Genomic DNA, 18,094 nt, shown 5'->3' with positions numbered 1-18,094 from the left:
CGGGCGTGTCGATCATCGAGGACGTCGGGGCCCAGGTGCGGGCCGCAGCGGAGGAGTTCCCGCTGGCCCAGCTCGCCCTCGCGCTGGAGAAGTTCGGCCAGGCCACGGAGCGGCTGCGTTGGGTGCGGCAGGAGTCGGCCAACCCGATGGGGGTGCCGGAGCTCTCCGCGGCCGTCGAGCACGCCGAGTCCGCCGGGCACGCGCTGCGGGTGGCCCAGGAGCAGTTGTCGGCGTACCTCGCGGCCATCGGCCTGGCCCCCGACGGCGCGCCACCGGCCCGCCCGGCCGGCGACCGGCAGGTGCACGACGCCCCGCGCGACGCGCCGCCCGCCGCCGGCGACGGGCCGCCCCCGGCGCCGGACGACAACCCGGTGCTGCGCCGCTGGTGGGCGGTGCGGGTCGCGGAGCTGACCGGCGGCCGGGAGGGCGCGCCGGACGAGCCGGACGAGCGGATCGGCGACTCCCGGGAGCTGCTGCGCCGGGTCGCCGACGGGGTCCGCGGCGGCGACCGGGAGCGGCTGCACCGCGAGCTGCGCGCCGCGCACGCCGACGTCGGCCTCGGCCTGGCCGCGCTCGCCCCGCCGCTGCTGCGGGAGCTGGCCGGGGAGCTGCTCGGGCACCCGCCCCGCGCCGACGACCTGCCCCGGCTGCGCCGGGAGCTGGACGGCCGGGTGCGCGACCTGCTGCCCGGGCTCCCCCCGCCGGTGCTGGAGACGCTGCTGACCCGGGTCTGCCGGATGCCCCCGCCGCCGCGCGGCAGCGGCGAGGAGCAGCCGCACGCCGCCGACGCCGCCGTCACCGCCGGCGTGGTCACCGCCGTGCTGCTGGACCGCCTCGGCAGGGACCTGCCCCGCGACGAGGGGCAGGCCGGCAGGGAGAACGGGCCCGCGCAGCAGAAGCGCCGCGAGGCCGAGCGCGACGCCTGGGACGAGGCGACCAGGCAACGGGCGGACCGCGAACGCGCCGCCCGGGAGCGGGCCGCGCAGGGCCTGCCTCCCGTGCCGCCCGCACCGCCCACCGGGCGAGCCGCCGGCCGGGGGTCCGATGGCTGACCGCCGCACCCAGCTGGTGACCAGGGTGCGGGGCATGCTCTCCGAGGCGCTGGGCGCCACCCGGCACCGGCTCGCCGACGCCGACGCCGAGCTGGCCGCCGCCCGGGACCGGCTGGCCCGGGTGCAGCGCGCCGCGGCGGCCGTGCCGGCGAAGGTGGGGGCGCAGCGGGACCGGCGGCTCGCCGAGATCGACGCCCGGCACACCGCGCGGATCGCCGAGCTGGCCCGCCGGGCCGTCGACGCCGCCCGCCGGGAGGCGCCGGGCGCGGCCAGCGCCGACTGGGCGCAGTGGACCGCGACGCCGGCCGGTCGCGGCGAGACCCCCGGCGCCGTACGCGTCGGCACGGTGCGCATCCCCGGCGCGGAACCGGTGCCGGCGCTCGTGCCGCTGCTCGACGCCGGGCACGTGCACCTGTCCGGGGCCGGGGCCGACGGCGGGGCGGCCGTGGTGCCGGCGCTGCTGCTGCGCAGCCTGGGCCGGGCCGACCCGGGCGCGGTGCGGCTGTTCGGCTACGACCCGGAGCGTCTCGGGGGCGGCCTGGCCGGTTTCGCCCCGCTGGGCACCGCCGGGCTGCTCACCTTCGTCGGCCCCGGCGGGCTGGGCCGGCTGCTGGACGACCTGGTGGAGCAGATCCGCCGGATCAACGAGACCGTGCTCGCCGGGGAGTACCGCTCGCTGCGGGAGCTGGCCGCCGCGACCGGCCGCCGCCCCGAGCCGTGGCGGGTCGCGGTGCTGCTCGGCGGCGACGAGCTGTCCCGGCACGAGCGCGGCCAGCTCGACCGGGTGGTGCGCACCGGCGCCGCCTGCGGGGTGCACCTGGTCGTCCGCGGCGTGCCGGTGCCGGACGACCCGACGGTGACCCGCGTCGTGGTGGGCCCCGACGGCGCCCGGGTGGGCGTCCCGCCCGGCCTGCCGGTGACCCTGGACCCGCCGCCGCCGGCCACGCTGGTCACCGAGACCTGCCGGCAGGTCGCCGCCCGGGTCAACGCCGGCCCCCCGCCGACCCCGTTCACCGACCTGCTGCCGCCGCCGGAGCAGATGTGGCGGGAGGACTCCTCGACGGGGTTGACCGCGCCCATCGGCGAGGGCCCGCACGGCCGCCCGGTGCTGCTCAATCTCGGCGACTACCCGCCGCACGCGCTGATCGGCGGCCCGTCCGGCACCGGCAAGACCAACCTGATCTTCGCCTGGATCGGGGCGCTGGCCTCCCGCTACTCCCCCGCCGAGCTGGAGTTCTACCTGCTCGACTTCAAGGAGGGGGTGTCCTTCGCCCGGTTCGCCCAGGGTCGGCGGGACCCGAGCTGGCTGCCGCACATGCGGCTGGTCGGGATCAACGTCAACACCGACCGGGAGTTCGGGCTCGCGCTGCTGCGGTTCCTCGCCGAGGAGCTGCGCCGGCGGGCCGACGCGGCGAAGAAGCACGAGGTGACCAAGCTGGCCGAGCTGCGGGCGGTCGACCCGACCGGGCACTGGCCCCGCATCGTCGCCGTGGTCGACGAGTTCCAGGCGTTGTTGGCCGGGCGGGACGTGGTCGCCCGGGAGGCCGCCGACCTGCTGGAGGACCTGGCCCGCCGGGGCCGTTCCCAGGGCATCCACCTGGTGCTGGCCTCGCAGGACGTGCGCGGCATCGAGGCGCTGTGGGGGCGGCCGGCGCTGGTCGCCCAGTTCACCCTGCGCATCGCGCTGCCCAAGGCGCTGCGGATCCTCGCCGAACGCAACGACGCCGCCCAGTCGCTGCCCCGCCACCACGCGGTGGTCAACGCCGAGTCGGGCCTGGTCGAGGGCAACGAGGTGGCGCGCATCCCGTCGGCCAGCGACTGGGACGAGTGGAGCGAGTTGCAGCACCGGCTGTGGCGGATGCGCCCCGCCGACGCGAAGCCCGCCCGCCTCTTCGACGGCGACGCGATCCCCCGGCTCGCCGACGCCCCGGACTTCCGGGCGCTCACCCCGCCCGAGGGCGACGGGACGCCGCGCAGCCCGGTGGCCCTGCTCGGGGAGATCATCGACGTGCAGGCCCGCTCGGCGGCGCTGCGGCTGCCCCGGGCCCCCGGGCGCAACCTCGCCGTGCTGGGCACCCGCGTCGACGAGGCGTGCGCCGTGCTGGACGCCGCCGCCCGGTCGCTGGCCCGCCAGCACCGCCCCGGCGCGGCCCGGTACTCCATCGCCTGCCTCGACCCCGACGCCGACCCGGCCGCCCGGGAGCTCTACGCCGACCTGGCCGACGACGCCGCCTGGTACGACGACGAGACCGTGCCGGAGCTGATGGCCGAGACGGCCGCGGCCCTGGACCGGCCGGGCACCCCCGCCACCCCGCACTACCTGCTGCTGTACGCGGTCGACGCGGCGGCCGGCCGGCTGGCCGCGCGCTCTGGCGGGCGCACCGGGCTGGAGCACCTGCGGCGCATCCTGCACGACGGCCCGGAGCGGCGCACCCACGTGCTGGCCTGGTGGCGCGGCGTGGCCCGGATGCGGGTCGACCTCGGCGGGCCGGCCGCCCGCACCGACCAGATCGGCGCGTGGGTGGCCCTCGACGTGCAGGGCGGCGAGCTGGGCTCGTCGCTCTACCCGGGCTCCGGCGGCCCCGACTGGTATCCCCGGCCGTGGCGGGGGCTCTTCTTCGACCGGGCGGCGCACCGCACCGGGCAGGTCATCATCCCCTACGGACCGTCGGCGTGAACGAACCGGTGACCAGTGAGACGTACGCGGCGCAGGTGCGGCGGCTGGCCGAGCTGACCGACCGGGTGCGCACCCAGCGCGCCGAGGCCCACGCCTGGCACGAGCAGCAGTGCGCCGCCGCCGAACGGGCCGTCGCCGAGGCCGCCGAGCAGCTGCGCGAGGCCGAGCGGGAGGCGGCCGACGCGCGGGAGCTGGTGGAGCGGGTGGACGCCGAGGCGGCCCACCTGTGGCAGCAGCTGCGGGCCCGGCTGGGCTCGGGGGCCCGCCGGCTCGGCGACCCGCCCGGCCCGGCCCGGGACGCCTCGGGCGACCCGCTGCTGCTGCTGCACGGGGTGCGCGGGCTGCTGGACCGCACCCGGCAGCCCGGCGAGCTGCCCGCTTCGGCGAACCCGCTGCTCGCGCTGTGCGGGGTGGTGGGCGCGGCGCTGATGTTCGCGCTCGGCCTGGGCGCGCGGGCGCTGGGGGCCCGCAACGGCGGGGACCTGGCGGTGGGCCTGCCGGTGCTGGCGCTGGTGGTGACCCTGCTCGGCCCGCTGGTCGGGTTGGCCCTGGCCAAGCGGCTCGCCGACCGTCGGCACGCGGTGCTGTCGCCCCGGCCGATCACGGTCGTCCTGGTGGCGGGTGTGGTGACGACCGGCGTGCTGCTGGTCATCGCCCGCTGACCGTTCCTCCCCGCCCACGAGGCTCGCTGTCGCCGCCGCCCCCGGGATCCGCCCCGCGCGCCGCCCGCGTGGTTAGGAAGGGGCCCCTGCTATACCGAAGGCGTTAACAGGGTGCCCTTCCTTACTCCGCAGGGACGGCGATCGCCTCGCGCAGCAGCCGGCGGGCCAGGACGACCCGGTCGGCGTCGTCGTCGAGGCCGGGCAGGTCGCCCACCCGGCTCACCGCGCCGGTGAGCAGCGCGCGCAGCGCCGGCCCGCATCCTGCGGGCAGGGTGAGCACCCGGTCGAACACGCGCAGCGCGACCCTGTCGTCGCCGGCCGGGTCGAGCCGCCAGCGCAGCCCCGGCCGGGCCGCGAGCCGGGTGTCGGCGTCGACGGCGGCGAGCGCGGCGGCCTGGGCGAGGGGCCGGATCGGGGCGGGCCGGGCGGCCGGCCAGGCCCGTTCCCGCAGCCGCGCGGCCACGGCGGCCGGGTCGGCGCGTAGCAGCCAGTCCCGCAGCGCCTCGACGGTCTCGGTCAGCTCCGGCTCGATCGCGTCGGGGTCGGCCACGTCGGTGCCGAACGGCAGGCCGGCGCGCAGCCGGGCGTCGGCGGCGGCGAGGGCGAGCAGCTCCTCGACGATGGCGTACCGGGTCAGCGCCCGGATGCCGACGGTCAGGTGCAGGGAGCTGCTGTCCTGGGCCTGGGCGCTGTGCAGCCAGCCGCGCGGCAGGTAGAGCGCGTCGCCCGGTTCGAGGACCACGTCGAGCGCGGCGGGGCCCTGGGCGGTCGCGGAGACCTCGTCGGCCCGGCCGCCCCACGGCTGGCGTTCGAGGGGGTCGGGCAGCACTGGCGGGTGGATGCGCCAGTGCTTGCGCCCGTCGACCTGGAGCACGAAGACGTCGTGGGTGTCGTAGTGGGTGGCGAAGCCCTGGCTGCCGGCCGGGGTCAGGTAGGCGTTGACCTGCAACGGCTGGGCGAGGGCCGCGCCGAGGTCGCGGGCGAAGTCGATCAGGGCGGGCCAGGTGCGGTGCAGGCCCTGGAGCACCAGGGTCGCGCCGGAGGCGTACAGCTCCAGGATCCGCTCGTCGAGGACCTGGTCGCCGATCTCGGCGCCCGCGCCGCCGCCGCCGGTCCAGCGCGCCGCGGGCACGAGCTGGCCGTCCTTGGCGACGCGCAGGAACGGGGTACGCAGCCCGCGCCGGCTGAGCAGCTCGTCGGCGTCGGCGGGGCTGAGCAGGTCGGCGAAGCCGTCGGCGTTGGGCAGCTCGGCGGCGCGGGACAGCAGCGGCGACCGGCCCCAGTGGGCGGCGGCGAACTTGCCCGGCTCGACGGCGACGCACCGCGCGAGGGCGCGGGCGGCGGCAGACGGGACCGCCGGGCGGCCGTGGCCGCCCGGCGGGTCGGTGATCGTCATCGCGAGGCGTCAGACGGCGCTGCCGTCGGCGCCGCCGTCCTGCTGGCCCGGGGTGGCACCGCCGTCGGCCGGACCCTCGGCGCCACCGTCGGCCCCGCCGTCCTGCTGACCGGGGGTCGCGCCGCCGTCGGCCGGACCCTCGGCACCGCCGTCGGCCCCGCCGTCCTGCTGGCCCGGGGTGGCACCGCCGTCGGCCGGGCCCTCCGCGCCACCGTCGGCCCCGCCGTCCTGCTGACCGGGGGTCGCGCCGCCGTCGGCCGGGCCCTCCAGGCCACCGCCGCTGGTCGTCTGGATGTCGTCGTCGTTGAGTGCCATGCGGTGCTCCCTCGCCAAGTTCCCGCCCCGCCGCGCGGCGGGGGTTCGTCGTGCGACGGGTGGTACCCCCGGCGCGATCTTCTCTAACCACACCGTAGACGGCGCGTCCCGCCGGCACGCCCGGTTTCGCCCGGTGTGCCGGCGGGACGCGGGCGGTCAGCCGTTGGCGCAGACCCTGCCGTTGAACGTGAAGCTGGTGGGCGACGGGTTGGACCCGGTGTGGGTGCCCTGGAAGCCGAAGCTCACCGTGCCGCCGACGGGCACCGCGCCGTTGTAGCTGGCGTTGCGGGCGAGCACCTGGGTGTCGGACTGGCTGACGGTGGCGTTCCAGGCGTTGGTGACCTGTTGGCCGGCGGTGAAGTAGAAGCCGAAGCTCCAGGCGGTGACGGCGTCGGGGCCGTCGTTGCGGATCCGGATCTCGGCGGTGAAGCCGTTGCCCCAGGAGTTCGGCACGTAGGTCACCGTGCAGCTGCCGTTCGGGGCCGGCGTGGTCGGGGCGGGCGTCGTGGGCTCCGGCGTGGTGGGCACGGGGGTGGTCGGCACCGGCGTGGTCGGGGCCGGAGTGGTGGGGTTGGTGCCGCTGCCGAGGGCCTCGGCGACCGCCTGGTACGCGGGCTTCGGGGCGTAGTTGTCGTCCCAGATCAGCGCGGCGCCCTCACCGGGGAAGGTCCCCGGGATCCAGGAGTACTTGTCGGTGATGCCCCACACGGTGACGCCCTGGCACCGGGCCACGGCGAGGCAGATGTTGAAGACCTTCTTGTAGTCGGCGGCCTGCGTGGCCAGCTTCGACGAGTTCGCCGGGGTGGACATCCGGATGTCCAGCTCGGTGACCCGCACGTCGACGCCGAGGTCGGTGAAGCGCTGGAGGTTGGCCTGCATGTCGCCGGGGACCTGGCCGACGATCAGGTGCGCCTGGAAGCCGACGCAGTCGATCGGCACGCCCCGGGACTTGAAGTCCCGGACCAGGTTGTAGATGGCGGTGCTCTTGGCGTTGATGCCGTCGGTGCTGTAGTCGTTGATGCACAGCTTCGCGCCCGGGTCGGCGGCGCGGGCGGCGCGGAACGCCTCCTCGATCCAGCTGTTGCCGATGCGCTGCTGGAGGATGCTGTCGCGGCGTCCGCCGGAGCCGCCGTCGGCGAACGCCTCGTTGACCACGTCCCAGGCGAACACCTTGCCCTTGTAGTGGCCGGCCACCCCGGCGATGTGGTTCTTCATCGCGGCGAGCAGGTCGGACCCGGAGAGGTTCGACGTCCAGCCGGGCATCTGGTTGTGCCAGACGAGGGTGTGGCCGTACACCTTCTTGTTGCTGCCCACGGCGTAGTTGACGACCGCGTCGCCCTGGCCGAAGGAGAACTGGTTGCGGTTCGGCTCGGTGACGGACCACTTCATCGCGTTCTCGGCGACGACGAGGTTGAACTCGGCGTCGGCGATCTGCTTGTACGGGCCCTCGGAGAGCCGGTTGGGGTCCAGGGCGAAGCCGATGTCGCGGCCCTTGGCGTCGGCGAGGCTCCTCAGGCTGGCGGCGGCCTCGGCGGTGCCGGGCTGGGCGATAGCGACGCCCATGGCGAGCGCGCTGGCGGCGGCGAGCAGACCGGCCAGCAGGCCGGACCGGCCGCGCCGGCCGATGTGGTGGATGCGCATGCGTTCCCTGTCCTTCGTACGGGTCGCCAGCCACGGCGACGACGAGACGATGGGAGCGCTCCCGATATCCTGTCAGCATCGACACCCATCGTCAACCGGACGGTGCGCCGCATCCGGGCCCCGGCGGCCGGAACGCCGCGCCACCGCACCCATCTCCCGAATAGCGGGATAATCGTCTCTTATTTCGGGACGGCGGCTAGCCTCGCCCCATGGCCGACTCCCGCCGCTGGGTCATGCTCGGCATCGGCACCGCCGCGCAGACCGCAGGCACCCTCTACCTCTACGGGCTGCCGTTCCTGCTGCCCGCGCTACGCCGCGCCACCGGCCTGCCGCTGTGGGAGCTGGGGCTGCTGGTGGCCTGCCCCAGCCTCGGCATGGTGCTCGCCCTCATCGGCTGGGGCGTCGTCGCCGACCGGCGGGGCGAGCGCCTCGTCATCGGCCTCGGCCTGACCGGCGGGGCCGCGTTCCTGGCCGCCGCCGCCCACGCCGCCGGGCCGGCCCTGTTCGTGCTGCTGACCCTCGCCGGGGCGGCCGGCTCCGCCGTGTACGCCGCCAGCGGCCGGGTGGTGACCGGCTGGTTCGCGCCCGGCGAGCGGGGCCTGGCGATGGGCATCCGGCAGACGTCGCAGCCGCTGGGCGTGGCGGCGGCCTCGGCGGCACTGCCGGTCCTGGCCGACTCCGGCGGCGGCCCCCGGCTGGCGCTGCTGGCCGCCGCCGCGGTCTGCGCGCTGACCGGGATCGTGGCCGCCCTGCTGCTGGTCGACGGGCCACGGCCCGGCACCGGCGTGGCCCCGGCCGCCGCCGGCACGGGCGGTGCGGGCTCGGGCGGTGCGGGCTCGGGCGGAACCGGCACGGGCGGGGCGCGGGTGCCGTCGCCGTACCGGTCACCGACGCTGTGGCGGGTGCACGGGGCGAGTGCCCTGCTGGTCGTGGCGCAGTTCGTCGTCGGCGCGTACGCCCTGGACTACCTCGTCACCGAACGCGGCTGGCCGGTGCGCACCGCCGGGCCGTTGATCGCGGGGGCGCAGCTCGTGGCGGCGGCGACGCGGGTGCTCGCCGGCCGCTGGTCCGACCGGTCCAGCCAGCGGCTACGGCCGCTGCGGATCATCGCCGCCGGCACCGCCGCCGCCCTCGGGGCCCTCGCCGTGGCCGAGGCGCTGCACGCCCCGCCGGCGGCCCCGCTGCTGCTGGTCGCCCTCGTCGCCACGGTCAGCTGGCACGGCGTGGCGTACGCGGCCGTCGCGGACGTGGCCCCCGCGAGCTGGGCGGGCCGGGCCACCAGCGCACAGACCGTGCTGCAGAACGTGGCCGCCACGGCCACCCCGCCGCTGTTCGGGCTGGCGGTGGCGGGGCTGGGCTTCGGGCCGGGGTTCGCCGTCGCCGCCCTGTTCCCGCTCGCCGCCGTGGCGGTGCTGCACGGCCTCACCGTCGACGACCGCCCGCCGACCCGACCGCCCGTCGGCCGGCCCGACCGCCCGGCGCGGGCGTGACCGCCGCTCCCGACAGCGGCCGGCCGGCCGCTGTCGGGAGCGGCCGGCCGACGGTCGGGACCCGTCAGGGAACGAGCTGGGCCAGGTCCCCGGGCATGGTGGAGCGGACGTCCTCCCACTCCCCCTGGGTGACGTGCCGGCGCAGGGTGTCCAGCACCACCTGGACCACGCGCTCCGGGCCGCCCTCGACGTCGTACGGGAAGCCCTGGCGGACCTCGTAGAGGAAGTCGTCGCGGTTCAGCTTGATCGGCACGTCCGACGGCTGCCAGCCGTCGAAGTAGATGCCCCGCAGCAGCACCGGCAACTGCGCGGCGAACTCCACGCTCTCCTGCACCGGCATCCGGTCGCGCAGCAGGTGCAGCACCGTGCGCAGGGCCGCGTACGACTGGTTGCGCTGCTCCTTGGGCCAGCCGTACGCGGCCTCGATGTCCTTCAGGATCAGGTTGGTCTTGTCCAGCGAGCTCTCGAACGCCGAGATCAGCTGCTCAGCCATCTGCCCACCCCCGTAGGTCTGTCGTGTCCGGTGCCGGTGCCCGTCACCGGCGGTCGTCGTCGCGGCGCGGCGGACCGGCCGGGCCGTGCCGCTGCGCGGTGAGGCCCCGGCGGCCCGGCCACGCCCGACCGGGGCGTGGGCCACCGGGTGACCCGACCACGTGCAGCACGCCGCCGCGCCGCCGGACCGTCGTGTCCCGAACCGTCATGCTCCCCACCTTTCGCCCGCCTGCTGCCTGCGCTGTCGCGGCCGTCTCCCGCCGAGCGCCGACGCGGCCGAACCCGCCGCGGCGGCCACGGAACCCGGAGACGCACACGGCCATGCTGCGCCCGGCGGGGATGAGGCCGGCTCACCCGGTCCGGGTGACTTTCCCGCCCGGCGGGGCCCCGGGCCGGCCGGCGTGGCTGCGGGACCCTAGGGGGAGCCGGCCGGGAAGTTCAGGGATCCGCCCGGGGTGGTGCGCCGGCCACAGGCGACCCCCGGTCCCTACGCTGTACGGCGTGACACTCATCGCGACCGAGTCGCTGACCAAGACGTACGGGGGCGCGGTCACGGCATTGGCCGACCTGACCGTCGCGGTCGAACCGGGGATCATCGGGCTGGTCGGCGCGAACGGCGCCGGCAAATCCACCCTGATCAAGATCCTGCTCGGCCTCCTCACCCCGACCAGCGGCCGGGCCCGGGTGCTCGGCCTCGACCCGACCACGGACTCCGCCCGGGTCCGCGCCCGGGTCGGCTACATGCCCGAACACGACGCGCTGCCGCCCGACCTCTCCGCCGCGGAACTGGTCACCCACCTGGGCCGGGTCAGCGGCCTGCCGCGTACGGTCGCCCGGGAGCGGGCCTCCGAGGCGCTGCGCCACGTCGGCCTCTACGAGGAGCGCTACCGGCCCGTCGGCGGCTACTCCACGGGCATGAAGCAGCGGGTGAAGCTGGCCCAGGCCCTCGTGCACGACCCCGACCTGCTGCTGCTCGACGAGCCGACCAACGGCCTCGACCCCGCCGGCCGGGACGCGATGCTGACGCTGGTGCACCGCATCGGCACCGAGTTCGGCATCTCCGTGCTGGTCTGTTCGCACCTGCTGGGCGAGGTGGAGCGGATCTGCGACACCCTCGTCGCCATCGACGGCGGGCGGCTGCTGCGCGCCGACCACATCTCCGCCATGACCTCCGCCACCGACGTGCTCGCCGTGGAGGTCAGCGAGGGCACCGAGGAGCTGGCCGCCCGGCTGGGCGCGCTCGGCCTGCCGGTGCGCCGGGACGGCCGGCTGCTGCTCGTCGAGCTCGTCGACGACGCCACCTACGACCTGATCCTCGGCGCGGTCGCCGAGCTGGACCTGCCGCTGCACCGGCTGGACCAGCGCCGGCACCGGGTGGCCGAACTCTTCGCCACGAGGGAGCCCAGCCATGCCTGAGCCGACCGGCGTCATCCACGACATCGGCTACCAGCGGTACACCGGCCCCCGGCTCGGCCGCCGGGCCGTCTTCGGCGCGCTCTACCTGCACGGCCTGCGGACGGCGTTCGGGCTGGGGCGCAGCGCGAAGGCCAAGATCTTCCCGTGGCTGGTGGTCGGCATCGTCACGGCGGTCGCCGCCGCCCTCACCGCCATCCGCGCCCAGATCGGCGAGGCGGTGATGACGTACGCCCAGTTCGCCGACAACATGAGCTGGCTGGTCATCTTCTTCGTCGCGGTGGCCGCGCCCGAGCTGGTCTCCCGTGACCTGCGCAGCGGGGTGCTGCCGCTCTACTTCTCCCGGCCGCTGCCGCGCGCGGACTACCCGCTGGCCAAGCTGCTGGCGCTGGCGACCGCGCTCTGGCTGCTGCTCGGCGGGCCGCAGCTCGTGATGTTCCTCGGCGCGGCCTTCAGCACCGGCGACGGCATGGGCGGCGTCGCCGACGAGCTGCTCGACCTGCTGCCGAGCCTGCTCTACGCCGGGCTGTGGGCGACGGTCTTCGCCTCGGTCGGGCTGCTCGTCGCCTCCCTCACCGGCAAGCGGGCGTTCGCGGCCGGTGGGATCGTGGCCGTGTTCCTGATGACCACGCCGATCGTCGGCACCCTGTCGGTCATGCCCTCCCGGACGGTCAACGAGCTGGCCTTCCTCGCCTCGCCGTCGACGCTGGTCGGCGGCGTGGGCTCCTGGGCGCTCGGCGACCTGCTGGTCACCGAGGACCAGCAGGGCGTCCCGGTCGGCGGCTTCGGCCCCGTCTACGCGGTCGTCGCCGTGCTGCTCGTGGCCGGCTGCGTCGCCCTGCTGCTGCGTCGATACCGGAAGGTGGCCGCCCGATGACCACGACCAGCGCCGCCCCGCCGGCGGCGGCACCCACGGCCGACCCCGGCACCCTCGACCTCGACCTCGCGGGCGTCTCCCGCTGGTACGGCAACGTGGTGGCCGTCAACGACGTCAGCATGCGCCTCGGCCCCGGGGTCACCGGGCTGCTCGGCCCCAACGGCGCGGGCAAGACGACCCTGCTGCACATGATGGCGGGCTTCCTGGCCCCGTCGCGCGGGATGGTGACCCTCGGCGGGCGGCCCACCTGGCGCAACCCCGAGGTCTACCGCCGGCTCGGCCTGGTCAGCGAGCGGGAGGCGGTGCACACCTTCCTCACCGCGTACGAGTTCGTGCTGGCCAGCGCGAAGCTGCACCGGCTCGCGGACCCGGCCGCCGCGGCCCGCCGGGCGATCGCCCTGGTGGAGCTGGAGGGCGCGCAGGACCGCCGGATCGGCACCTACTCCAAGGGCATGCGGCAGCGCGCCCGGGTGGCCGCCGCGCTGGTGCACGAGCCGCAGGTGCTGCTGCTCGACGAGCCGTTCAACGGGATGGACCCCCGGCAGCGGCTGCACATGATGGAGCTGCTGCACCGCCTCGGCTACGCCGGCCGCACCATCCTGTTCAGCTCGCACATCCTGGAGGAGGTCGAGCAGGTCTCCGGGACGGTCCAGGTGATGGTCGCCGGCCGGCTGGCCGCCTCCGGTGACTTCCGCACCATCCGACGGCTGATGACCAACCGGCCGCACGTGTTCACCGTGCGCTCCACCGACGACCGGGCGCTCGCCGTGGCGCTGATGGCCGAGGCGTCGGTGGCGGGCGTCGAGCTTGGCCGCGCCGGGTTGACGGTGCGCGCCGGCGACTACGGCGCGTTCACCCGCGCGCTGCCGAAGATCGCCCTGCGGGAGGGCGTCCGGGTGCGCCAACTGGTGCCCGAGGACGAGTCCCTGGAGAGCGTCTTCTCCTACCTGGTGGAGGCCTGAACCCCATGTCTACCGTTTCCTGGCTCACCCTGCGCGGGCTGTTCGGGCGTCGCCGCTTCCTCCTGCTGCTGCCGCTGCCCGTCGTGCTGGTCCTCCTGGCGGTGCTCTCCCGGTCGCTCGGGGTCGCCCCGCGCGACTGGGGCCCGCCGGTGCTGGTCGGCCTCGGCCTGGCCGTGGTCCTTCCGGTCATCGCCCTGATCGTCGGCACCGGTGTGCTCGGCGCCGAGATCGACGACGGCACGGTCGTGCACATCCTGACCAAACCGCTGCCCCGCTGGCAGATCGTGCTGCCCAAGCTGGCGGTGGCCACCGCCGTCACCGGCATCACCGTCGCCGTGCCGATCTTCGCCGCCGGCCTGCTGGCCGACTCCGCCCGGCTCGGCCTGGCGCTCGCCGCCGCCTCCGCGGTCGGCGCGCTGGCGTACTCCGCGCTGTTCCTGGCGCTCAGCCTGCTCACCCGCCGGCCGGTGCTGCTCGGCCTGGTCTACGTGCTGATCTGGGAGGGCCTGCTCGGCAGCGTCGTGAGCGGCACCCGGGTGCTCTCCATCCAGCAGTACGTGATCGCCCTCGCCGACCGGATCGCGCCCACCGAGCTGCTGCTGGGCGACGTCTCGGTGCCGGTGGCGGCGGTGATGAGCGTGCTGATCAGCGTGGGCTTCACCGCGCTGGCGATCGACCGGCTCCGCTCGTTCAGCGTGGCCGGCGAGACGAGCTGACCCCGGCCCCGTCAGGGGCGGCCGCGCCGGTTGCGGGGGCGACCTCCGGGGCCGGCGCGGCGGGCGTGGGTCGCAACGGCATGCGCCAGGTGGACATCGTCCGGGCCACCGGCTACACCCGCGAGAGGGTCAGACAGATCCTCCGGGCCGGCGGCGTCGAGGCGGGCTGACCCGACTCAGGCCCCCTGCCCGCAGGTGCCCTTCAAGGCTACGGCGACGAGCCGGGGCGAATCTTGGAAGATTTCGGCCCCTGGAGGGGCCATCCGCTTCCAAGATCTCCTACTCGCGGCGGGGCGGCGTGGCGGCGACGCAGGGGCGGGGCGGGACAGCACGGAAGATCGTGCTCGATCGCGGAAAGAGTGGCCTCCAAGACAAGGTGTTTCCTGATTGAGCACGATCTTGCATGCCCGGGTCCGCCGCAGCACACCAGCCGGCGTCAGGGGCCGGCGGCCAGGAGGGACTGGAGTCGCTGGCCGTTGCGCTGCGCGTAGTCGCGGTAGCAGTTGTTCATGAGCACGTGCGTCTCCCGCGCCTCGTCGGCGAGCGTGCGCAGCTTCGGGGCCCAGGCGCGCAGCTCCCGGTCGGAGTAGTCGTAGCCGAACTTCTCGTGGATGTCCCTGCTGGTCCACCTGGCACTGTGGCCGTGGAAGCGGACCACGGCCAGGTCGGCGGTCGCCGCCAGCACCGGCGGCACCGACGAGCGGTGGCCCTGCGGCATGTCCACGCAGACGTACGCCAGCTCGTGCTCGCGCAGGAAGCCGAGCGTCTCGTCGCGGTTGTCCCCGGCGAACCAGGAGGCGTGGCGGAACTCGAACACCGGCCGCAGGGGCGCGCACCGGCGGGCCACCTCCAGCAGGTACTGCTTGTTGTCCCGCTTGATGGTGAACCACGGCGGGAACTGGAACAGCAGCGCGCCGAGCCGGCCCGCCTCGACGAGCGGGTCGAGGGCGGACAGGAACCGGGTCCACACCTCCTCGTACGCCTGCGCGGGCAGGTCGCCGGGGTAGACGTTGCGCTTGTCGGTGTCGGGCCGCAGGTCCTTGTAGAGCGCCGAGACCCGCGTCGGGTGCCCGGTCAGCAGGCTGAACGCCTTGACGTTGAAGGTGAACCCGGCCGGGGTGCGCTCGGCCCACAGCCGCGCCGTGCGTTCGGCCGGCGGCGAGTAGTAGGTGGCGTCGACCTCGACCAGCGGGAACTGCCTCGCGTAGTAGGACAGCCGCCGCTCCGGGGTGTCCGCCGTCTGCGGATACCAGCCGGAGTCGAGCAGGGTCCGGTCGGTCCAGGACGCGGTGCCCACCCGGATCTCACCCATGGGCGGCGCGCACCGCGTCCACTACCGACCGGCGACCGGAGGGGTCCGCCTCAGGCGGCCCGCCGCTCCCGGCTCTGCTTGCAGGTGACGCAGGCGGTGGCGGAGGGGAAGATCTCCAGCCGCTCCACCGGGATCGGGGCCGAGCAGCCCTCACAGAAGCCGTAGGTGCCCTCGTCGAGCCGGCCCAGGGCACGCTCGAACTGGGCCCGGCGGTCGAGGATGGTGCGCAGCAGCGACTGCGCGGTGTCCCGCTCGGCCGTCTTGGTGCCGCTGTCGGCCTGGTCGTCGCCGGCGGTGTCGCCGACCTCCACCAGGCGCAGCACCTGGCTCTGGAGCACCGCCTGCTCGTACTCGGCGGAGAGCTCGTCGTAGCGAGCCCGCAGGGACGCCCGGATCTGGTCGGTGTCCGCCTGCGATCGGCCGGTGGCTACCGTGTCGTGGACGAGCATCGCTGCCTGCCTTTCCTGGCTGGTGCGCCGGGGTGGGGCCCGGCCCGGTCGCTGCGTGACGCGGGTGGAGATCACTCGCGCTCTGTGAGCCGGGCGATTACCCCGCGTTCGGTCGCGCCAAACCACCGATTTTCCGGAGCCTCCGGCCCGCGGCCCGAGGCCGTGCGGCCCGAGGCCGTGCGGCCCGAGGCCGTGCGGCCCGAGGCCGTGCGGCCCGGTGTCACCGGCCGTCGTCCGGCTCCACGAGGGCGGGGCGGCGGGGGTCGTCGACGCGGACCACCACGTCGGCGAAGCTGGCCGGGGCGACCTCCTCGGCGTAGCGGGCGAAGGCCGGCAGGGTCCACTGCCGTGCGGGGTCGGTGCGCCGGGCCAGGGCGGCCGGGGAGAGCTCCAGGTGCACGGCGAGGTCGACGGGGAGCCCGCCGCCGAGCAGGAGCGCCCCGCTGACCAGGACGACGCCGTGGGGCGGCAGCGTGACGTAGCCGGCCCGACTGGCCCGGTCGGTGCGGGGGTCCCAGAGGGAGGGAAGGATCCGGCCCGAGCCGCCGGGCCCCGCCGGGTCGAGGACCTCGCGGCGCAGGCCGGGCTCGTCGACCCAGCCCTCGTAGTAGGCGTCGGGGTTGGTCCGCCCGTACTCCAGCCGGACGGAGGCCGGACGCAGGAAGTCCTCGGCCCGCACGTGCAGCACCGGGCGGCCGAGGGCGCGCAGCGGGTCGACCAGCGCGGCGGCCAGTTCGTCGGGGGCCGCCGCCGGGGCGCCGTCGACCGCGACGCGGAGCCGGCCGGGCGGGTCGGCGGCGACGAGCCGCTCGGCCAGCTCGGCGACGAGCCGCTCGGGGGTGATGGGGCGCACGCGCATCCGACCATCGTGCCCGGTCGCCGGGGCGCGACGCGGGCCGGGCGGGTGGGGCCGGGCGGGAGGGCCGGCCGGCCCGGCCGGTGGGGCCGTCAGCCGCTGCGGTCGATGGTCACCCGGGCGTCGTCGGCGAGCCGGTAGCCGACGCCGTAGACGGTGGTGACCAGCGGCACGTCGACGCCGACCTTGCCGCGCAGCCGGCGCACGTGCACGTCGACGGTGCGGACCCCGGCGTGTTCGTAGCCCCAGACGGCGTTGAGCAGTTGCAGCCGGGTGAACACCCGCCGGGGGTGGGCGACCAGGTGCAGCAGGAGGTCGAACTCCAGCCGGGTCAGGGGCAGCGGCTCGTTGTCGCGCAGCACCGACCGGGACGACGCCAGGATGTGCAGCGCCGGGATGGTCGGGGCCAGGGGGCGGGGCGGCGTGCGCCCGGCGGGCACCTGGTCGGGTCGCCGGTCGGGGGCGGGGCCGGCGGTGACGACGCCCTCGCCCCGCTCCAGCATCTCCCGCGCCGCGTCGAGGAGCCGACGGGCCGCGGGCGTCAGGGTCTCCTCGGCCACCAGGGGGATGCTGAGGGTCACGGTGAGCACGGGCGTGGTGCCGTTGACGGGACGGCGCTGGCCGCCGGGGGGTCGACCGGGAACCGCGGGTTGGGACGTATGCCATCCGGCGCGCGGCGATGCGGGGCTGACCGACATGGTCCTCCTTGGCTGGTCCGGGTATCTCCCCACGGCCCGGGACGCCGCTGCATCGATGCTTCCCGGCGCCCACCTGGCGGTCAAGGGGCGGCTACGTTGCATGAATGTGACAATTGACGAACACATCGGAGCCGGATGCTCGCTCTGCGTACGAGGCCTGATGATTACAGCAGAGTCGCCATGATCGTGGGATACGGGGGGTACCCGGACGGCCCATCGATCGCGGTCCGGGCGCAGGATGACCGGCCAGGCGGCGCGGGCGTCCGACACGCGGACGCGGCGCACCCCGAGGACGGGGTGCGCCGCGTCGCCGACGGCACGGCGGCGTCTCAGCGGTGCGGGTCGACGCTGACCCGCGCCTCGTCGGCGAGCCGGTAGCCGACGCCGTAGACGGTGGTGACCACCGGGGTGCCGAGGCCGAGCTTCGCGCGCAGCCGGCGGACGTGGACGTCGACGGTGCGGGCGATGGCGTGCTCGTAGCCCCAGACGTTGCTGAGCAGCTGCGTCCGGGTGAAGACCCGGCGGGGGTTCTCCGCCAGGAAGTGCAGCAGGTCGAACTCGATGCGGGTCAGCGGGACGACCCGCGGGCCCTGCCGCACCACCCGCGAGGCGGCCAGGATGCGCACCTCCTCGGGGTCCTCGGGGGGCGGCGGGGCGGCGGCCGGGACCCGGGGCACGACCGGCTGCGGCCCGGCCGGGTCGGCCTGGGCCGACCGGAACTCGACCGGGCTGGGCCGGCGCTCCGCCGGGGCCCACGGCTGCGGCGCGCGGAGGTCCGGCTCCGCGGGGCCCGCCAGCAGCGTGCCCTCGCCCGACTCCGCCAGCTCCCTCAGCAGCTCGACCAGGCGGGCGAGGCGCGGCGTCAGCTGGCCGGGGGCGAGCTCGACGGTGACGGTCAGTGTCGGTACGGACCGGGCGTGTCCCGGCGGCGGGACCCGGTCGACCCGGCCCGCGGGCGCGCGGTCGGCGCGGTACTGGGGGGCCCGGTCGGCCCGGCCGGGCGGGTGGGGGCGCGAGGAGATGGCGACGGCGGACATGGTGCCTCCTGGGATGGCGGGGCCGGCCGCCGCGTCCGGTGGGGCGCGG

The 18,094-nt window shown here is 76.0% G+C and carries 18 protein-coding genes; 8 read left to right on the top strand and 10 right to left on the bottom strand.

What is annotated here, in order from left to right; translation table 11 throughout:
* The first annotated feature begins 5 nt into the window (after positions 1–5).
* From HDA31_RS12165 to HDA31_RS12155, 3 genes are read left to right on the top strand one after another with little or no spacing between them, the layout of a single operon-like run.
* Entirely contained in the window at positions 6–1,052 is a 1,047-nt protein-coding gene (locus tag HDA31_RS12165; RefSeq protein ID WP_246383905.1) for a hypothetical protein, read from the top strand.
* Positions 1,045–3,729, top strand: a complete 2,685-nt coding sequence (locus tag HDA31_RS12160; protein WP_178065142.1) for an FtsK/SpoIIIE domain-containing protein — start codon at positions 1,045–1,047, stop codon at positions 3,727–3,729. Before HDA31_RS12165 ends, HDA31_RS12160 begins: the two co-directional genes overlap by 8 nt.
* Complete coding sequence (locus tag HDA31_RS12155; protein WP_178065141.1) at positions 3,726–4,391, top strand: hypothetical protein; 666 nt, start codon at positions 3,726–3,728, stop codon at positions 4,389–4,391. Before HDA31_RS12160 ends, HDA31_RS12155 begins: the two co-directional genes overlap by 4 nt.
* Positions 4,392–4,512: 121 nt before the next feature.
* Here the strand turns inward: HDA31_RS12155 and HDA31_RS12150 are convergent, their stop codons facing one another.
* The 3 genes from HDA31_RS12150 to HDA31_RS12140 form a co-directional block, all read right to left on the bottom strand.
* The gene (locus HDA31_RS12150; RefSeq protein WP_178065140.1) at positions 4,513–5,787 is read right to left on the bottom strand and encodes a cupin domain-containing protein; all 1,275 of its coding nucleotides are present in this window, start codon (positions 5,785–5,787) and stop codon (positions 4,513–4,515) included.
* A gap of 9 nt (positions 5,788–5,796) precedes the next feature.
* Positions 5,797–6,102, bottom strand: a complete 306-nt coding sequence (locus HDA31_RS12145; protein WP_074473379.1) for a hypothetical protein — start codon at positions 6,100–6,102, stop codon at positions 5,797–5,799.
* 156 nt (positions 6,103–6,258) lie between these two features.
* Positions 6,259–7,743 (bottom strand): glycoside hydrolase family 10 protein, encoded by a 1,485-nt coding sequence (locus tag HDA31_RS12140; protein ID WP_178065139.1) that lies wholly within the window; start codon positions 7,741–7,743, stop codon positions 6,259–6,261.
* Between the two features lie 209 nt (positions 7,744–7,952).
* Between HDA31_RS12140 and HDA31_RS12135 the strand changes: the two genes are divergently transcribed.
* A complete protein-coding gene (locus HDA31_RS12135) occupies positions 7,953–9,233 on the top strand; it encodes an MFS transporter (RefSeq protein ID WP_178065138.1) in 1,281 nt (426 codons plus the stop codon).
* Between the two features lie 64 nt (positions 9,234–9,297).
* Here HDA31_RS12135 and HDA31_RS12130 read toward each other — a convergent pair whose 3' ends face one another.
* Positions 9,298–9,726 carry a DUF2267 domain-containing protein gene (locus HDA31_RS12130; protein ID WP_091284136.1) on the bottom strand — a complete coding sequence of 143 codons (429 nt, stop codon included), beginning with the start codon at positions 9,724–9,726 and terminating at the stop codon, positions 9,298–9,300.
* A gap of 43 nt (positions 9,727–9,769) precedes the next feature.
* Positions 9,770–9,934 carry a hypothetical protein gene (locus tag HDA31_RS12125; protein WP_176734790.1) on the bottom strand — a complete coding sequence of 55 codons (165 nt, stop codon included), beginning with the start codon at positions 9,932–9,934 and terminating at the stop codon, positions 9,770–9,772.
* A 292-nt stretch (positions 9,935–10,226) separates the two neighbouring features.
* Between HDA31_RS12125 and HDA31_RS12120 the strand changes: the two genes are divergently transcribed.
* From HDA31_RS12120 to HDA31_RS12105, 4 genes are read left to right on the top strand one after another with little or no spacing between them, the layout of a single operon-like run.
* Positions 10,227–11,141, top strand: coding sequence for an ABC transporter ATP-binding protein (locus HDA31_RS12120; protein WP_074473371.1), 915 nt, complete (start codon positions 10,227–10,229; stop codon positions 11,139–11,141).
* Positions 11,134–12,015: an ABC transporter permease subunit gene (locus tag HDA31_RS12115; protein WP_178065137.1), complete on the top strand. Its 882-nt coding sequence runs from the start codon at positions 11,134–11,136 to the stop codon at positions 12,013–12,015. Before HDA31_RS12120 ends, HDA31_RS12115 begins: the two co-directional genes overlap by 8 nt.
* A complete protein-coding gene (locus tag HDA31_RS12110) occupies positions 12,012–12,977 on the top strand; it encodes an ABC transporter ATP-binding protein (protein ID WP_178065136.1) in 966 nt (321 codons plus the stop codon). The genes HDA31_RS12115 and HDA31_RS12110 overlap by 4 nt, the downstream gene beginning before the upstream one ends.
* Positions 12,978–12,982: 5 nt before the next feature.
* A complete protein-coding gene (locus HDA31_RS12105) occupies positions 12,983–13,693 on the top strand; it encodes an ABC transporter permease subunit (RefSeq protein WP_074473365.1) in 711 nt (236 codons plus the stop codon).
* Positions 13,694–14,129: 436 nt separating this feature from the next.
* Here the strand turns inward: HDA31_RS12105 and HDA31_RS12100 are convergent, their stop codons facing one another.
* The 5 genes from HDA31_RS12100 to HDA31_RS12080 form a co-directional block, all read right to left on the bottom strand.
* Positions 14,130–15,005, bottom strand: coding sequence for a DUF72 domain-containing protein (locus HDA31_RS12100; RefSeq protein WP_178065135.1), 876 nt, complete (start codon positions 15,003–15,005; stop codon positions 14,130–14,132).
* 50 nt (positions 15,006–15,055) lie between these two features.
* Positions 15,056–15,454 (bottom strand): TraR/DksA family transcriptional regulator, encoded by a 399-nt coding sequence (locus tag HDA31_RS12095; protein WP_074473357.1) that lies wholly within the window; start codon positions 15,452–15,454, stop codon positions 15,056–15,058.
* Between the two features lie 220 nt (positions 15,455–15,674).
* Complete coding sequence (locus HDA31_RS12090) at positions 15,675–16,313, bottom strand: nucleoside/nucleotide kinase family protein (RefSeq protein ID WP_178065134.1); 639 nt, start codon at positions 16,311–16,313, stop codon at positions 15,675–15,677.
* 89 nt (positions 16,314–16,402) lie between these two features.
* Entirely contained in the window at positions 16,403–17,008 is a 606-nt protein-coding gene (locus HDA31_RS12085; protein WP_074473354.1) for a winged helix-turn-helix domain-containing protein, read from the bottom strand.
* A 329-nt stretch (positions 17,009–17,337) separates the two neighbouring features.
* The gene (locus HDA31_RS12080; RefSeq protein WP_178065133.1) at positions 17,338–18,045 is read right to left on the bottom strand and encodes a winged helix-turn-helix domain-containing protein; all 708 of its coding nucleotides are present in this window, start codon (positions 18,043–18,045) and stop codon (positions 17,338–17,340) included.
* Between the last annotated feature and the right edge of the window lie 49 nt (positions 18,046–18,094).

The sequence above is a fragment of the Micromonospora carbonacea genome, assembly GCF_014205165.1.
In the GTDB taxonomy this organism is placed as follows: Bacteria; Actinomycetota; Actinomycetes; order Mycobacteriales; family Micromonosporaceae; genus Micromonospora; species Micromonospora carbonacea.
This window is presented reverse-complemented; position numbering and strand designations above follow the sequence as displayed.

What these genes read in the sequence shown, in the direction of transcription:
- HDA31_RS12160 (WP_178065142.1), top strand. Translation starts at nt 1,045, where the DNA reads ATGGCTGACCGCCGCACCCAGCTGGTGACCAGGGTGCGGGGCATGCTC.
- HDA31_RS12150 (WP_178065140.1), bottom strand. Translation starts at nt 5,787, where the DNA reads ATGACGATCACCGACCCGCCGGGCGGCCACGGCCGCCCGGCGGTCCCG.
- HDA31_RS12145 (WP_074473379.1), bottom strand. Translation starts at nt 6,102, where the DNA reads ATGGCACTCAACGACGACGACATCCAGACGACCAGCGGCGGTGGCCTG.
- HDA31_RS12140 (WP_178065139.1), bottom strand. Translation starts at nt 7,743, where the DNA reads ATGCGCATCCACCACATCGGCCGGCGCGGCCGGTCCGGCCTGCTGGCC.
- HDA31_RS12135 (WP_178065138.1), top strand. Translation starts at nt 7,953, where the DNA reads ATGGCCGACTCCCGCCGCTGGGTCATGCTCGGCATCGGCACCGCCGCG.
- HDA31_RS12130 (WP_091284136.1), bottom strand. Translation starts at nt 9,726, where the DNA reads ATGGCTGAGCAGCTGATCTCGGCGTTCGAGAGCTCGCTGGACAAGACC.
- HDA31_RS12125 (WP_176734790.1), bottom strand. Translation starts at nt 9,934, where the DNA reads ATGACGGTTCGGGACACGACGGTCCGGCGGCGCGGCGGCGTGCTGCAC.
- HDA31_RS12115 (WP_178065137.1), top strand. Translation starts at nt 11,134, where the DNA reads ATGCCTGAGCCGACCGGCGTCATCCACGACATCGGCTACCAGCGGTAC.
- HDA31_RS12110 (WP_178065136.1), top strand. Translation starts at nt 12,012, where the DNA reads ATGACCACGACCAGCGCCGCCCCGCCGGCGGCGGCACCCACGGCCGAC.
- HDA31_RS12105 (WP_074473365.1), top strand. Translation starts at nt 12,983, where the DNA reads ATGTCTACCGTTTCCTGGCTCACCCTGCGCGGGCTGTTCGGGCGTCGC.
- HDA31_RS12100 (WP_178065135.1), bottom strand. Translation starts at nt 15,005, where the DNA reads ATGGGTGAGATCCGGGTGGGCACCGCGTCCTGGACCGACCGGACCCTG.
- HDA31_RS12095 (WP_074473357.1), bottom strand. Translation starts at nt 15,454, where the DNA reads ATGCTCGTCCACGACACGGTAGCCACCGGCCGATCGCAGGCGGACACC.
- HDA31_RS12090 (WP_178065134.1), bottom strand. Translation starts at nt 16,313, where the DNA reads ATGCGCGTGCGCCCCATCACCCCCGAGCGGCTCGTCGCCGAGCTGGCC.
- HDA31_RS12085 (WP_074473354.1), bottom strand. Translation starts at nt 17,008, where the DNA reads ATGTCGGTCAGCCCCGCATCGCCGCGCGCCGGATGGCATACGTCCCAA.
- HDA31_RS12080 (WP_178065133.1), bottom strand. Translation starts at nt 18,045, where the DNA reads ATGTCCGCCGTCGCCATCTCCTCGCGCCCCCACCCGCCCGGCCGGGCC.